This is a genomic window from Nonomuraea fuscirosea, assembly GCF_035917475.1.
GTDB classification, from domain to species: domain Bacteria; phylum Actinomycetota; class Actinomycetes; order Streptosporangiales; family Streptosporangiaceae; genus Nonomuraea; species Nonomuraea fuscirosea.
On record NZ_CP109074.1, the window covers coordinates 4,209,059 to 4,224,721 of the forward strand.

The window sequence follows — 15,663 nt, forward strand, 5'->3', positions numbered from 1 at the left end:
CTACGGCATGTGGCGTATCACTGAAACGCGCAGTGATACGCTTTTTTGCGTGGCAGTGATACAGCAAGGGAGAAAGCCGATGAACCGGGTCGGATACGGCGCCATGCAGCTCGCCGGGCCGAACGTCTGGGGGCCGCCGGACGACCCCGAGGCCGCGCGCCGGGTGCTGCGCCTGGCGGTCGAGCAGGGAGTCACGTTCTTCGACACCGCGAACGCCTACGGGCCGCGTACGGTGAACCGGCTGATCGGAGAGGCGCTGCGGCCCTTGCCCGACGAAGTGATCGTCGGTAACAAGGTCGGCGCCGGGCGCGGCCCGGACGGGTCGTGGATCATCACCGACCACCCGGACACCGTCCGCGAGCAGGTCCACCAGGCGCTGGCCGACCTGGGCACGGAGACGAGCGAGCTGACCTACCTGCGGCTCGCCGGCGACACCCCGGGAACGCACAGCGACGTGCCGCTGGAGGACGCGCTCGGCGTGCTCGTCGAGCTGCACGACCAGGGCCTCATCCGCCGCATCGGCCTGTCCGGCGCCTCGCCCGGGATGCTGGCCCGCGCACGGAGGATGACGCCGATCGCGGCCGTGCAGAACCGCTTCAACCTGCTCGACCGCAGCGGCGTCCAGGTCCTCGCCGACTGCGAGGCGCACGGGATCATGTTCGTCCCCTACTTCCCGCTGGCCTCCGGCCGGCTCGCCTCCTACGACGAGCTGGCGGGCCCCGCCGAGCGCCTCGGCGCGACGCCGGCCCAGGTCGCGCTGGCCTGGCTGCTCCGCCGTTCCCCCGCCATGGTCGTCATCCCCGGCACCACGAACCCCGCACACCTGCGCGCCAACATCGCCGCGGCCGAGGTCGCCGCGAACCTGACCGACGCCGAGGTGGCCCGCCTGACCGGCCTCGTCGACGAGTCCACGGCCGTCATCGAGCGGCCGCACCAGTCCACGCTCGACGCGCTCAGGTCCGCGGCGGAAAGCCACCGCTGACCAGCCTCCCGACGGGGTCTCGGCGCAGGTGTGCCGCCGGGTCAGGCGGTGGACGGGCCGGTCAGCCCTTCGCCGGTCTGTCCGTCGCCGGTCAGGCCTTCGCGGAAGGCGATGGCCGCCGCCTCGGTGCGGGTGGACGCGCCCAGTTTGGCCAGGATGTGAGAGACGTGCACTCCCGCCGTGCTCGGCGAGATGTGCAGGCGGGCGGCGATCAGCCGGTTGCTCAGCCCCTCGGCGATCAGCCGCAGGACGTCGTGCTCGCGCTCGGTGAGCCCGCCGGTGGCCGGGCGGGGCCGGCCGAGCAGGGCGATGTCGCGGGCGAGCGGCCCGGCGCCGAGGTCGGCGGCCAGTGTCGCGGCCTGGCCGAGGCGGGCCGTCGCGGCGGGCCGGTCGCCGGCCTCCAGGGCGGCTCGCGCGCCGTGGAAAAGGCTCAGAGCCAGCTCGTACGGCTGCCCCAGCTCCTGCCAGGCCTTGGCGGCCTCGTCCCAGCCGGCGTCGCCGAGCAGGGCGTGCAGCATGACCTGCCAGGCGCGGTCGAGCCGCCCGTCCACTCCGAGCGCGGCGTCGGCCGCGGCGAGCTCGGCCTGGCGCCGCGCCACCCGCCGCCGCGGCTCCCGGCCGGGACCGGCGGCGAGACGGGCCCGCTGGACGAGCGCGCCGGCGATGAGGACCGGGCGGGCGTCACTGCTGTAGACGCGGGCCAGGGCCGGATCGGCCAGAGCCCGTTCCAGCAGCAGGTCGGCCCGCTCCGGGTCGCCCTGGGCGACGGCCAGCAGGCACAGCAGCTGGTGGCGGGGGAACAGGCTCGCGCTGCCGGAGTGCTCGGCCGAGGCGGCCGCCTCGGCGTCGGCCGCGGCGCGGGCGGCGGCGGGCACGTCGCCGCGCAGCAGCGACAGATGGCCGGAAAGGACGAGCAGGGCGTGGCGGGACAGCGGCGGCGGATCCTCCTGCAGGCTTTCGCGCAGCAGCGTCTCCGCCTCCTGCCAGCGGCCGGCCAGGATCAGGCTGCGGCCGGCGTAGCGGGCGAGCTCGGCGCCGCGGCTGCGGCCCAGCCCGTACCGGCGGGCGTGGCGGATGCCGTCACGGGCCGCCTCGGCGGCGCGGTGGTGCTCGCCGGCCTTGGTGTGCAGGGTGGCCTCGTACATGGGGACGGTCATGAGCAGGTCGTGACCGTCCAGGCGGGCGGCCAGGGTGCGGGCCTCGGCCAGCAGGGCGAGGTCTCCGGTCATGGAGGCGACGCCGAGCAGGCCGCGGATCGTGACGGTCGCGTCGCCGGTGCGCCGGCCGATGGCCAGCGCCTCCTCGAACGAGGAGCGCGCCCGCTCCTCCTCCGGCAGCAGACCCATGGCCAGCACACCGAGCAACTGCCCGCGCTGCACGGCGGCGGGCATGGCGGCGGGCATGGCGGCAGCGGAGGCGGGCAGCAGGCGCAGGGCCTGCTCCCAGTCGGTGACGCCGGTCCCGTCCAGCCGGTGACGCAGCCGGCCGCGATGCTCCAGCAGCTGCGCGGCCCGTGCGGGCTCGCGGCGCTCGTCCACGGCGGCCAGCCCGGCACCGGCGTAGCCGATGCCGCGCGCGTAGTCGCCGCTGAGCATGCACGCCTGCGCGGCCTCGGTCAGGACGCCTACCCGGTCGCAGCCCAGTGGCACGCCGGGGTCCCACAGCTGCAGGACCTGCTCCAGCATGCGGACCTGCTCCTCATAGGCGTAGGAGGCGCGGGCCTGGGCGGCGGCGTGGAAGGCGGCGGTCAGGGCGGTGCGGTGGTCGCCGGCGGCGTGGGCGTGCGCGGCCAGCTCGGCGTGGGCGCCGGTGCCGTCCAGGGCCTCGGCGTAGCGGGCGTGCAGGCGGGCCCGTTCGCCCGGCAGCAGGTCCTCGTACACCACGTGCCGGATCAGGGCGTGGCGGAAGTCGTAGCCGTCCTGCGCGGTGAGCAGGAGGCTGCGGTCGACGAGCTCGCGCAGCAGGGCGTCGAGCTCGGCGCCGTCCTTGCCGCTCACCCGCGCCAGCAGGCGGTGGCCGGCCCGGCCGCCCGCCACCGAGGCGACGCCGAGCAGGTCACGGGCCGGGCCCGGCAGGGAGCGCGGGCCGTACAGCAGCAGGTCGCGCAGGCTGTCGGGAGTGCGTTCGCCGGCGCGGGCGAGCGCCTCGACGAACAGCGGGTTGCCCTCACTGCGTGCGTGCACACGGCGTACGGTGTCCGGTCCCGGTTCGGCGCCGAGGATGGCGGCCAGCTGGCGGGCCACGCCCCGCCGGTCCAGGCGCTCCAGGCGCAGGCTGGTGGTGCGGGGGCGGCGGGAGAGCTCGGCCAGCAGCGGGCCGAGCTGCCCGTCGCCGGGGCCGGGCGGCCGGTGGGTGATCGCCAGCAGCACGCCGGGCTGGGTGAGGTTCCTGGCCAGGAAGCCGAGCAGCTCGCGGGTGGCGGCGTCGGCCCAGTGCAGGTCCTCGATCAGGACGACGAGCGGCCGGTCGGCGGCCACCCGTTCGATGAGCGTCAGGATCTCCTCGTACAGGCGGTGCTTGCCGCCTTCGGCGTCGCCGGGCTCGCCGAGGCCGGGGAACCAGCGGGCCAGCTGCCGGTAGGGGCCCGGCAGGACGCCGTCGAGGCGGATCAGGCGGCGCAGCACGGTCACGAACGGCGCGTACGGCAGCCCGTCGCTGCCCAGCTCGGCGCAGGCTCCCTCGGCCACGCGCACGCCCGGCCCGAGGGAGCGGGCGAACTCGGCGAGCAGCCGCGACTTGCCGATCCCGGCCTCCCCCGCCACCAGCGCCACCGCCGGCCCCTGCCCGACGGCGGTGTCCAGGGCCGCCGCCAGGGCGGCCGACTCCTCGCCCCGGCCGACGAACACCGGGCTGACCACGCGTTCCGCCACCACCGCGCCAGCATATAAATACCCCGATCGCCTGATGTGCGGCGCCTGTTCATCCGGCCAGGCTCGACGGCATGACAAGCACCTACCCGCTGCGGGTCATCACCGCGGCCGAGCTCGGCGCGTGGGCCCGCATGGTCACCACGACCTACGGCCAGGACTGGACCGAAGGCGGCCTCAGGAACGCCGCCGCCTCCATCGAACCCGGGCGGACCCTCGCCGCCTTCGACGACGGCCGGATCGTCGGCGGCGCGTCCGTCTACGGCCGCGTCATGACGGTCCCCGGCGCGTCGGTGCCCGTCGCCGGCATCACCCTGGTGGCGGTGCTGCCCACGCACCGGCGCCGCGGCATCCTCACCGCGATGATGCGCGAGCAGCTCACCGGCCTGTACGAGTCGGGCGGCGAGCCGGTCGCGGCGCTCAACGCCGCCGAGGCGACGATCTACGGCCGGTTCGGGTACGGGGTGGCCAGTCACGTGGCCGAGATCCAGGGCGACAAGAGGTTCATGGCGCTGCGGCCCGGCACCGATGTCGGGGACGGCGCGATCAGGCTGCTCGACCGGGCGGAGGCGCTGCCGCTGCTGGAGAAGGTGTACGACGTCGCCCGCCGGGACGGGGTCGGGTGGGTCGACCGCAGCGAGAGGTTCTGGCGGGCCCGGCTGGCCGACGGCGAGCGGGCGCGTGAGGGCGGCGGGACGGCGCTGCGGTTCGCCGTCCACACCGAGCCGGGCGGCGAGGTCACCGGCTACGTCCTCTACCGCTCCCGGCGCGCGGTGGTGCGGGTCGTCGAGCTCGTGTCCGCCACCCGGCAGGCGTACGCCGCGCTGTGGCGTTTCCTCATCGACCTCGACGCCCACACCGGCCTGAGCTACGACGGCGCGGTGGACGAGCCGCTGAAGCAGCTGCTGGCCGACCCGCGCGCCGCCCACACCACCGTGGTCGACAACCTGTGGGTCCGGCTGGCGGACGTGCCGCGGGCGCTTTGCGCCCGCCGCTACTCGGCCGCGCTGGACGTGGTGCTGGAGGTGCAGGACTCGTTCTGCCCGTGGAACGCGGGCCGCTACCGGCTGCGAGCCGGCGGGGATGCGGTCACGTGTGAACGTACGCGGGCCCGGGCCGATCTGCGGCTGACCTCCACCGAGCTGGGCGCGGCCTACCTGGGCGGCACCACTCTGGCGTCGCTGGCGGCGGCCGGCCGGGTCGAGGAACTGCGCCCTGGGGCGGTCGCGGCCGCGTCGCTGGCCTTCCGGGGTGAGCGGGAGCCGTTCCACCCGTCGGGCGCGGCCTTCCCGGCCTTCTGAGCATCATGACGTCCGGCCGAAGGCCGGAAGCGCACACCCATGGAGATTCATCGCATGCGTACTCATCGGCTCGGGCGCACCCCGGTGCGCGTCACCGAGCTCGGCTTCGGCGGCGGCCCCCTGGGGGGCCTGTTCGAACCGCTGGACGACGACACCGCGGCCCGGGCGCTGACGGCCGCCTGGCAGGCGGGGATCCGCTCCTTCGACACCTCGCCGCACTACGGCATCGGGCACTCCGAGCGCCGCGTCGGCGAGCTGCTGCGCGGCAGGCCGCGGGCGGAGTACACGCTGTCGACGAAGGTCGGCCGGCTGCTGGTCCCGCAGGAGGCGCGGGGGCGGATGGACGAGAGCTTCGCCGTGCCCGCCACCCACCGCCGGGTGTGGGACTTCTCCCGCGACGGCATCCGGCGCAGCGTGGAGGACTCCCTGACCCGCATGGGCGCCGACCGGATCGACGTGCTGTATCTGCACGACGCCGAGGAGCACTTCGAGGCCGCCCTGCGCGACGGCTACCCGGCGCTGGCCGAGCTGCGGGCGCAGGGGATGGTCGGGGCCGTCGGGGCGGGCATGTACGACCCCGCCAAGCTGACCCGCCTGGTCCGGGAGACCGACGCGGACGTGATCATGCTGTCGGGCCGCTACACGCTGCTGGACCAGAGCGCGCTGGAGGAACTGCTGCCCGCCTGCGCCGAGCGCGGCGTGTCGGTCCTGGCCGCGTCGGTGTTCAACTCCGGCCTGCTGGCGACCGGGCGGCCGGTCGAGGGGGCCCGGTTCGACTACGAGCCCGCCGGGGCCGAGCAGGTGCGGCGGGTCCACCGGATCGCGGACGTGTGCGAGACGCACGGGGTGGGCGTCCCGCAGGCCGCGATGGCCTTTCCGCTGCTGCATCCCGTGGTGGCGGGGATCGTGGTCGGCATGCGCTCGGCGCGGGAGGTGGAGGCCGACGTGGCGGCGTTCTCGGCCGGGGTGCCGGCGGGGTTGTGGTCCGATCTGCGTGCCGAGGGCCTGCTGGACGTGCGCGCCCCGGTGGGCGTGGCGCCGTGAGGTGCGGCCCTTCGGGGGCCTGGTCGGAGCGCCCGGTAAGAGGGGACGGTGAGGCGGCCGGTGACGTCCGCCCGCGGCGCCTGCTCGTCTGCCTGCCCGGTGCGCTGCTGGGTGCGCTGCTGGGTGCGCTGCTGGGTGCGCTGCTGGGTGTCCTGTCCGGTCTCGGTCTGGTGCTGCAGGAGGGTCCGGCTGATGTCGCCGAGCCGGTGGAGCTGTTCGGGCGGCAGGAGGTCGATGAGGTGGGTGCGGACGCTCTCGACGTGGAGGGGGCGGCGTCTCGAGCGCGGCCAGCCCTTCGTCGGTCTGGGGCGTCAGCTTCAACGCCGTCATGGAGGGCGGCGGCGTGATGATCTCCGAGAGGATCACGCTCGAGTTCGACCTGTCCGCCGTCAGGAACCCCTGAACGCCGGCCGGTGGGCGGGGGCGGGGGCGGGGAGAGGCACGGCCGCCTGGCGGTGGCCGTGCCTCTTGCCGGTGATCAGGTCCGCGGGCGCCTTACTGCGGCATGAGGACCTTGTCGACGATGTAGACGGTGGCGTTGCTCGTCGGCACGTTGCCGCAGACGATCTTGGCGTCGTTGACGGTCAGGTCGTCGCCGGTGCCTTTGACGGTCAGCTCGCCGCCTTCGAGCGTCTTGAGCTTGGCTCCGTCCTTCAGGTCGGCGGGTCCGAGCTTGCCTTCGACCACGTGGTAGGACAGGGCCTTGGTCAGGATGCTCTTGTCGGCCATGATCTTGTCGCGGGCGTCCTTCGGGATGGCCTCGAAGGCCGCGTTGTCGGGTGCGAAGACGGTGATGTCCTGGGCGGAGTTGAGCTTCTCCTCCAGCCCGGCCTGCTTGATCGCCTCCGACAGCATGGACAGGTCGGTGACCTTCGTCAGAGCCGTGGCGACGGGCTGGTCGGCGCTGCCGGTGAGGCCCTCCTCCAGCGGGGCGCAGCCGGGCCCCGACGGGCTCGCGGTGGCGCCAGGCGTGCTCTCCCCCGTCGTCGTCTCGTCCGGAGCGGGCTCGTCCGTCGCCGTCTCCTCGGGCGCCGTCTCCTCGGGCGTGCCCTCCTCAGGTGAGGTCTCTTCGGGCGGGGTCTCGGTCTCCCCCGGCATGGTGGCGGTCTCCCCCGGCACCGGCGAGCCTTCCGGCTCTGGGGTGAGGGCGGAGGCGGCCGTGGTCCCGGCGGTGGCGGTGGTCAGCGCCAGTGCCGCTGCGAGAAGCACTCGTTTCACTGGTGTCCCCCGAATCTTTCGAGCCGGCGGGCGGGCCCGCTGCGGCTCCGATCGACGCAAGAACTCATCGTGCGAGTGCTTCCAGTGTCCGTGCTGGCAGGAGAAGCAGAAGTACGGTGTCCGCTATGAGGCGACAAAGTAGGTAATGGTCGCTTAATGCGGAGACGGGGATGGCCGTTCAAACCCCCTTCCGGTGTCCTTCTCACCCGGCACGCGCCGGCTCGGGACGACCGGACCGCCCCGCCGGATGGCCGGGTGCGGCGGCCTGACCGGCCGGTGGGCGGGCCTCGCCAGACCGCCCGCGCCGGGTTAGGATACAAGCGTATCCATACGGGAGATGGAGCCCCTCATGCGCGTTCCCGACCGGCCCTCCGCCTTCACCGCCGACTCCGCCCGCGACCGCTACCACGCCGTCTACGACCGGGCCCTGGCCGAGCTGTGGCCGGCGCCGGTGGACGCCTTCGACGTCGAGACCCGCGCCGGCACCGTGCGGGCGTACCGGGCCGGGCCCGCCGAGGGGGATCCGGTGGTCCTCGTGGCCGGCGCCGGCGGGAACGCGCTGAGCTGGCACCGCTACATCGGGCCGCTGGCGCGTACCCGGCCGGTCCTCGCGCTGGACCCGCTCGGCGAGCCGGGCCGCTCGGTGCAGCGGCGGGCGCTCACGACGGCCGCCGAGGTCGGCGGCTGGCTGTCCGACGTCCTGGACGCGACCGGAGCCGAGCGCGCCCACGTGGCGGGCTTCTCGGCCGGCGCCTGGACCGCGATGTGGGCCGCGACGAACCGGCCGCCGGGCCGGGGCGGCCGGATCGCGGCACTGACGCTGGTCGACCCGGGCGGCTTCGCGCCGATCACCGGCCGGTTCGTCCGCTGGGCCGCCCTCGGCGCCCTCGCCTGCCTGCTTCCCCGCCCCTTACGGCACCGCCTGGCCGGCGTGGTGAACAACGGGGTGCTGCGCGAGGACGGCCTGGTACGGCTGATCCGGGCCGGATGGTCCTTCCGCCGGCACGCGCTCATCCCGCCGCCGTACACCGACGAGCAGCTCCGCGAGCCGGACGTGCCCGTACAGGTGCTGCTGGGCGAGCGCAGCACGCTGCACGATGCGCGGGCGGTGGCCGCGCGGCTGGCCCGCGCCGTGCCGTCGTGGCGGGTGGAGATCGTGCCCGGCACCGGCCACTCGCTGCCCGTCGAGGCTCCAGGCCGCATCGCCGGCCGGATCCTCGCCTTCCCCGTCCTGGACGCCGGCGCCGCGGCACGGTAGGACACGGTACGGACGGCGGAAGGGAGAACGGGAATGCCCCGGCAGGTGGACCACGAGGCGCGGCGGCGCGAGCTGACCGCGGCGCTGCTGCGCATCGCCGGCACCCGCGGCCTGCGGGCGGTGTCGATGCGCGAGATCGCCGCCGAGGCCGGGGTGTCGCTGCGCGTCGTCCAGTACTACTTCGCCGGCAAGCAGGCCCTGCTCGAATCCGGGCTCGCCGAGCTGGGCGCCCGCATGGACCGCCGGGTCAGGCGGCGCACCGCCGCCGCGGGCGGACTGACGGCCCGCGGCGTCCTGGAGGCCGTGCTGGCCACGATCGTGCCCTGCGACGAGGAGAGCCGCCTGGACTCCATGGCCTGGACCGCCTACTACACCGCCGCACTCACCGACCCGGCCCTCGCCGCGGCCGGGCTCACCCTGCCCGACGCACTCGAGAACTTCCTCACCACCCGGCTGACCGACGCGCAGCGGGCAGGGCAGATCGCGCCCGACCGTGACCCGCGTACCGAGATCGCCGCCCTGCTGGCCCTGGCCAACGGCCTGACCTCCAGCGTCCTCAGCGGGCAGCGCGACCACCGGGCGGCCATGGACATCGTCGGCTACCAGCTCGACCGCCTGTTCGGCCCGGCGACGCCCTGACCGGCACCGGCCGGCCGGATCAGAGCCCGCCGTCCTCCGCCCCGGGCCCCCGTCGCCGGCGGTGCGCGAGAATCCCCGACGGATCGCTTGAGATTCCACCGGGTGGAAGGTGCAGATTGAAGGCCGTGAACGACGTGACGGGCCTCTACACGATCGGGCAGCTGGCCCGCCGCACAGGACTGCGGGCGCGCACGATCCGCTTCTGGTCCGACAGCGGTGTCCTGCCTCCGGCCGGCAGATCGCCGGGCGGGTACCGGCTCTATGACGCCGAGGCGGTCGTGCGGCTGGGCCTGGTGCGCACGCTTCGCGACCTCGGGCTCGGCCTGGACGCCATCCGGCGGGTGCTGGAGCGGCGGGCCACGCTCAGCGAAGTGGCGGAGCTGCACGCCAGGGCGCTCGACGCCGAGATCCGCACCCTGGAGATCCGCCGGTCCGTCCTGCGCGTTCTCGCCTGCCGTGACAGCTCTACCGAGGAGATCACCTTGATCAACGCGCTGGCCAGGCTCTCAGCACGGGAACGCCGGCAGATCATCGACGACTTCGTCGACGGCGTGTTCGCCGGCGTCGACGACGAGGACGCCACGATCGTCGCGGAATGGATGCGCGACCTCCCGCCCGACCTGCCGCGGGACCCGGCCCCCGAGCAGATCGACGCCTGGGTGGAACTGGCGGGTCTGGCGGGCGACGCGAGCTTCCGGCAGACGGTCCGCCGCATGGTTCTGAGCGGCGGACGGGACAACCGCCTGGAGTACGGGCTCAGCCTCCGGCCCCTGGTCATCGAGCACGCCGGCGCCGCTCTGGCGCGCGCCGTCGCGCCGGAGTCGGCCGGGGCGAGCGCGATCCTGGCGCGGATCTTCCCCGGCGGCCTGGCCGAGCAGGAGAGCGCCGCTGTGATCACGTGGCTGGAGCTGGTCACCGAGCCCCGCGTCGAGCGGTACTGGCAGCTCCTGAGCCTGCTGAACGGCCGGCAACCGGGCCCGCCGGCGGTCCCGGCCTTCGCCTGGCTGCTGGCCGCGCTGCGCGCCCGCCGCTGAACCGTCCCCGCGACGCCGGGGCGCCCGTCCACCGCCGCACCGTCCACCGTGCTCTTCCGGCCCCTCCCGTCGCCGCCGCACCCGTGATCAGCGGCACGTGGCCGTCACGCTGGGCGACGGAGTGCGGGCGGATCGTGGCGCGGGCGGGGTGTCGTTGTGGGGGCGGGGGTTTGGATCGCGGTTGGGCGGGCTTGTTCAAAGGTCCTGTCGGTGACTCCTGCCCTGGCCGTGACCTGCGCGGACGCCCGGCGGGGTGATGCTGGGGATGTGCCGGAGCACGCCGCGTCGCCGGGGTGACGGGAGGCGGTTTCTCCGGTGCGGGTGGTGCGCTCCTCGCCGGGGCGTGTCATCGCTGGGGGCCCGGGCAGCTCCCCCGCCCGGGCTCCTTCAGCGGGGGCTCATCAACCGGGGCCCTTCGGCGGGGTCTCTTCGGTGAGCGGTTCGCTTCGGTGGGGCCCCCGAGCTGGAAGCCCTTCGCGAGGCCCTTCTGCGGGTGCCTCAGGCGGCCGGCGGGTCCCGTTCGCGGGCCGGGATTTCGGATGCGCGACGGGCTGAGTGCGTGCCGAGGCCGCGGACACCCGGCGGGATTTTTCCGGCAAAGTGGGTCATTTGGGTCTGGTTGGGGTGGTTTTTTGCGGTGAATCGTCACGAGCAGTGGAGGATCCGTGTCAGCATCGATGACATGTATGGGTCATATGGGATTGCCGTAAATACATGTGACCGGTGGGACCACCGGCTGTCGGCCCGGTAGTCCCCGCCCCGGTACCACTGCTCCCCCTGCCTGGAAAGAAGCCCCGCGTTGCGTATCTTGCTGCTCTGCTCCTCCTTCAACGGCCTGACCCAGCGCGCCTGGCTGGAGTTGCGCCGGGCCGGTCACGACGTGAGCGTCGAGCTGGCCGTCTCGCAGGAGGCGATGGTGGAGGCGGCCGAGCTGGCCAAGCCGGACCTGATCATCTGCCCGTTCCTGAAGGAGCGGGTGCCGGACGGCTTGTGGCGGGCGTTCCGCACGGTGATCATCCACCCGGGGCCTCCCGGGGACCGGGGGCCGTCGTCGCTGGACTGGGCGATCACGGACGCGGAGCCGGAGTGGGGGGTCACGGCCCTGCAGGCCGTGGAGGAGATGGACGCGGGCCCGATCTGGGGCTTTCGCACGTTCCCGATGCCGGCCGAGCCGCCGCGCAAGTCGGCGCTGTACAACGGGCCGGTGGCCGACGCCGCGGTGGAGCTGGTGGCCGAGGTGGCGGCCAAGGCGGGCGAGTCCTCGTTCGTGCCCGAGCCGCTGGACTACCGCTCCCCCGAGGTGCGCGGGCGGCTGCGGCGGGCGATGCGGCACGCCGACCGGGAGTTCTCCTGGGAGGAGCCGACACAGGACATCGTGCGCCGGGTACGCGCGGCCGACGGCGCGCCGGGCGGGCGGGCGGTGCTGTGCGACCTGCCGGTACGGGTGTTCGACGTCTACCGCGGGCCCGAGCTGGAGGGCGTGCCCGGGCAGGTGGCGGCGCGGCGTGAGGGCGCCGTGCTGGTGCACACCGGCGACGGGACGGCGTGGGTCGGCCACCTGAGGCTGGAGAAGGAGGGCGCGATCAAGCTGCCGGCCGCGATGGCGCTGGGCGAGCTGGTGGCGCAGGTGCCGGAGCGGTCGGGCTACAGCGAGATCACCTACGACCGCAGCGAGGGCGTCGGCGTGGTCAGCTTCGACTTCTACAACGGCGCCATGTCGACCGATCAGTGCCGGCGGCTGGCCTCGGCGCTGCGCTACGCGGTGGCGCAGGACACCCGGGTGCTGGTGGTGCGGGGCGGGGAGACGTTCTCCAACGGCATCCACCTGAACGTGATCGACGCGGCCCGCCATCCCGAGCTGGAGGCGTGGATGAACATCAACGCCATCAACGCGGTGTGCCGGGAGATCGTGGCCTGCACGACGCAGCTGGTGGTGACCTCGATCGGCGGCAACGCGGGCGCCGGCGGGGTGATGATGGGCCTGGGCGCCGACCGGGTGATCATCCGTGAGTCGGTGGTGCTGAACCCGCACTACCGCACGATGGGATTGTTCGGCTCGGAGCTGTGGACGTACACGCTGCCGCGCCGGGTGGGCGCGGAGCGGGCGCGCCGGCTGACCCAGGACGCGCTGCCGATCGGCGCGGCCGAGGCGGTGGAGTGCGGGCTGGCCGACCGGGCGCTCGGCGGGTCGCGGCTGGACTTCGAGCGGCGGGTGCTGGAGTACGCCGAGCGGCTGGCCGTCGATCCGGGTTATGATCGGTTGCTGGCCGGCCGGAAGTCGGTACGCGAGGTGGACGAGCGCCGCAAGCCGCTCGACGCCTACCGCGCCGAGGAGCTGGCCGAGATGAGCCGCGATATGTTCGACGACCGCAGCGGGTTCCGTGAGGCCCGGCGGGCGTTCGTGCACAAGGTGAAGGCTCAGGCGACTCCGGAACATCTCGCGCGTCATCGGGAGTTGTCCGGCGCGTCGGCCCCCAGTGGCACCGGGGCATCTCATATGTGAGATATGGTCTGCTGTTGTGGCAGATGATTACCTTGTGCGGATCGGGCGGCTGATCCGGGACGCGCGCCAGCATCGTGGATGGACGCAGCTGCAGCTCGCAGATGCGCTGGCGACGAGCCAGAGCGCCGTCAACCGGATCGAGCGCGGCAACCAGAACATCAGTCTTGAGATGATCGCCCGGATCGGCGAGGCGCTCGACAGCGAGATCGTCTCGCTCGGCTACGCCGGGCCGATGCATCTGCGGGTGGTGGGCGGGCGCCGGCTGTCGGGCAGCATCGACGTCAAGACGTCCAAGAACGCGTGCGTGGCGCTGCTGTGCGCGTCCCTGCTCAACTCCGGCCGGACGATCCTGCGCAAGGTCGCGCGGATCGAGGAGGTCTACCGCATCCTGGAGGTGCTCGCCTCGATCGGGGTGCGGGCGCGGTGGATCAACGAGGGCAGCGACCTGGAGATCGTGCCCCCGGCCCGGCTGGAGCTGGAGGCGATGGACACCGAGGCGGCCCGGCGCACCAGGAGCGTGATCATGTTCCTGGGGCCGCTGATGCACCGCACCGAGCAGTTCCAGATCCCGTACGCGGGCGGCTGCGACCTCGGCACCCGTACGGTGCAGCCGCACATGTCGGCGCTGCGCCACTTCGGGCTCGACATCACCGCGACCGGCGGCTTCTACCACGCGCGGGTCGACCGCGGCGCGGCGCCGGCCCGGCCGATCGTGCTGACCGAGCGCGGCGACACTGTGACCGAGAACGCGCTGCTGGCCGCGGCCCGGCACGACGGGGTCACGGTCATCCGCAACGCCTCCTCCAACTACATGGTCCAGGACCTGTGCTTCTTCCTGGAGCAGCTCGGCGTGCGGGTCGAGGGCATCGGCACCACGACGCTGACCGTGCACGGGCTGGCCGCCATCGAGCGGGACGTCGACTACTCGCCGTCGGAGGACCCGGTCGAGGCGATGAGCCTGCTGGCCGCCGCCGTGGTGACCTCCTCGGAGCTGACGATCTGCCGGGTGCCGGTGGAGTTCCTGGAGATCGAGCTCGCGGTGCTGGAGGAGATGGGGCTGGATCACGACCGGGGGCGCGAGTACCCGGCCGCCAACGGCCGTACCCGGCTGGTCGACCTGACGGTGCGGCCCTCCAAGCTCATCTCCCCCATCGACAAGATCCACCCGATGCCGTTCCCCGGCCTGAACATCGACAACGTGCCCTTCTTCGCCGCCATCGCCGCCTCGGCGCAGGGCTCGACGCTGATCCACGACTGGGTCTACGACAACCGCGCCATCTACCTGACCGAGCTGACCCGGCTGGGCGCCTCGGTCAAACTGCTCGACCCGCACCGGGTGCTGGTCGAGGGGCCGACGCGCTGGCGCAGCGCGGAGATGATGTGCCCGCCGGCGCTGCGGCCGGCCGTGGTGGTGCTGCTGGCCATGATGGCGGCCGAGGGCACCTCGGTGCTGCGCAACGTGTACGTCATCAACCGCGGCTACGAGGACCTGGCCGAGCGGCTGAACGCGCTGGGCGCCAGGATCGAGACCTTCCGCGACATCTGACTTTTCGTCGGTGAAGGCCGCTACCGTCGTCTTTGGATCTTCGTGACGCGAGGAGAAGGGGGTTGCCGGTGCGGCCTGCGGAGCTCGACCGGTTGACGGTGGCGGAGGCGGCGGACCGCTATGTGGAGCTGGTAAGGGCCAGGACGCTGACGGGGGCGCTGTCCCCCGCCACGGCCGAGGTCTACGCGCGCGACGTCGGCACCCTGGTGGAGCTGGCCGGGGCCGACGTCGTGCTGGACGACCTGACCGGCGCCGACGTGGACGCGATCCTGCTGGCCTTCGCCCGCAAACCCGACGGCCGCACCACGGCCGGGCGCGCGGCCGGGCGCGCGGCAGGCGAGACGGCGGACGACAGAGCGGACGACGGAGCGGACGACGGAGCGCCCGGCGGCCGCACGGCGGGCGGATCAGCGGTGGGCGGCCGTCCGGCGGGCGGCCGGACACCTGCGGCGAACGGAGCCGGGGCGGGGTCAGGACAGTCGCCGTCGTCACAGGCGCGCTTCCGGCGCTCGATCTCCGCGCTGTTCAAGCACGCCGCCCTGGCCGGATGGGTGCAGCTCAACCCGATGACCCGCTCGGCGGTGACGGCCAAGGAGCGGGGCGGGCTGCGGCCGGAGCGGCGGGCCCTGACCCGCGAGCAGGCCCAAGGGCTGATCGGAGCAGCACGCGAGCTCCCGAGGGAGCAGGCCGACCAGAGCAAACGCCGCGACCAGCGCACCGAACTGCGCGACGCGGTGATCGTGCTGCTGCTGACCACCGTCGGGCCGCGCGTGTCGGAGCTGGTCCGCGCCAACGTCGAGGACTTCTTCACCAACGACGGCGTCCGCTACTGGCGCATCTTCGGCAAGGGCGGCCGCACCCGCGACGTGCCGCTGCCCGGCGACGTGGCCCTGGTGCTGCGGGAATACCTGGCCCGCGGGCGGCCCGACGGGCAGGACAAGGCGCTGCTGCTGTCGTGGCGCGGCCGGCGCCTGGCCCGCGGCGACGTCCAGGCCGTGATCGACCGGGTACAGCGGCGGGTGGACCCCGACCAGCGGCGCACGGTCACCCCCCACGGGCTGCGCCACACCACCGCCACCCACCTGCTGGCCGACGCGGTCGACATGGACGCGGTACGCCGGGTGCTCGGGCACAGCGACCTGTCCACCCTCGGCCGCTACCGCGACGACCTGCCGGGCGAACTGGAGGTCGCCATGCGCACCCACCCCCTCCTGCGCGACCGCCCGCCCGCCTGACCGGCCACCTGACCGGCCACCTGACCGGCCACCGCC

The 15,663-nt window shown here is 73.9% G+C and carries 11 protein-coding genes; 9 read left to right on the forward strand and 2 right to left on the reverse strand.

The window, feature by feature from the left end:
- Window positions 1-7: 7 nt before the first annotated feature.
- On the forward strand, window positions 8-982 hold the full coding sequence (locus OIE67_RS19120) for an aldo/keto reductase (RefSeq protein WP_326642165.1): 975 nt from the start codon (window positions 8-10) through the stop codon (window positions 980-982).
- A 41-nt stretch (window positions 983-1,023) separates the two neighbouring features.
- Here OIE67_RS19120 and OIE67_RS19125 read toward each other — a convergent pair whose 3' ends face one another.
- Window positions 1,024-3,855, reverse strand: coding sequence for an ATP-binding protein (locus OIE67_RS19125; RefSeq protein ID WP_326642166.1), 2,832 nt, complete (start codon window positions 3,853-3,855; stop codon window positions 1,024-1,026).
- Between the two features lie 68 nt (window positions 3,856-3,923).
- Here OIE67_RS19125 and OIE67_RS19130 point away from each other — a divergent pair, with 68 nt between their 5' ends.
- Together OIE67_RS19130 and OIE67_RS19135 are read left to right on the forward strand one after the other, a co-directional pair.
- On the forward strand, window positions 3,924-5,150 hold the full coding sequence (locus tag OIE67_RS19130; protein WP_326642167.1) for a GNAT family N-acetyltransferase: 1,227 nt from the start codon (window positions 3,924-3,926) through the stop codon (window positions 5,148-5,150).
- A 54-nt stretch (window positions 5,151-5,204) separates the two neighbouring features.
- Window positions 5,205-6,194: an aldo/keto reductase gene (locus OIE67_RS19135; RefSeq protein WP_326642169.1), complete on the forward strand. Its 990-nt coding sequence runs from the start codon at window positions 5,205-5,207 to the stop codon at window positions 6,192-6,194.
- A 495-nt stretch (window positions 6,195-6,689) separates the two neighbouring features.
- On the opposite strand, the gene OIE67_RS19140 is transcribed toward OIE67_RS19135, so the two are convergent.
- Window positions 6,690-7,412, reverse strand: a complete 723-nt coding sequence (locus OIE67_RS19140) for a fasciclin domain-containing protein (protein WP_326642171.1) — start codon at window positions 7,410-7,412, stop codon at window positions 6,690-6,692.
- 349 nt (window positions 7,413-7,761) lie between these two features.
- Between OIE67_RS19140 and OIE67_RS19145 the strand changes: the two genes are divergently transcribed.
- From OIE67_RS19145 to OIE67_RS19170, 6 genes are all read left to right on the forward strand, one after another.
- A complete protein-coding gene (locus tag OIE67_RS19145) occupies window positions 7,762-8,670 on the forward strand; it encodes an alpha/beta fold hydrolase (protein ID WP_326642173.1) in 909 nt (302 codons plus the stop codon).
- A gap of 33 nt (window positions 8,671-8,703) precedes the next feature.
- Complete coding sequence (locus tag OIE67_RS19150; protein WP_326642175.1) at window positions 8,704-9,309, forward strand: TetR/AcrR family transcriptional regulator; 606 nt, start codon at window positions 8,704-8,706, stop codon at window positions 9,307-9,309.
- A gap of 125 nt (window positions 9,310-9,434) precedes the next feature.
- Window positions 9,435-10,343 (forward strand): helix-turn-helix domain-containing protein, encoded by a 909-nt coding sequence (locus tag OIE67_RS19155; RefSeq protein ID WP_326642176.1) that lies wholly within the window; start codon window positions 9,435-9,437, stop codon window positions 10,341-10,343.
- Between the two features lie 799 nt (window positions 10,344-11,142).
- Window positions 11,143-12,846, forward strand: a complete 1,704-nt coding sequence (locus tag OIE67_RS19160) for an enoyl-CoA hydratase-related protein (protein WP_326642178.1) — start codon at window positions 11,143-11,145, stop codon at window positions 12,844-12,846.
- 16 nt (window positions 12,847-12,862) lie between these two features.
- Window positions 12,863-14,392: a helix-turn-helix domain-containing protein gene (locus OIE67_RS19165; RefSeq protein ID WP_326642180.1), complete on the forward strand. Its 1,530-nt coding sequence runs from the start codon at window positions 12,863-12,865 to the stop codon at window positions 14,390-14,392.
- 68 nt (window positions 14,393-14,460) lie between these two features.
- Window positions 14,461-15,627 (forward strand): tyrosine-type recombinase/integrase, encoded by a 1,167-nt coding sequence (locus OIE67_RS19170; RefSeq protein WP_326642181.1) that lies wholly within the window; start codon window positions 14,461-14,463, stop codon window positions 15,625-15,627.
- Window positions 15,628-15,663 lie beyond the last annotated feature (36 nt).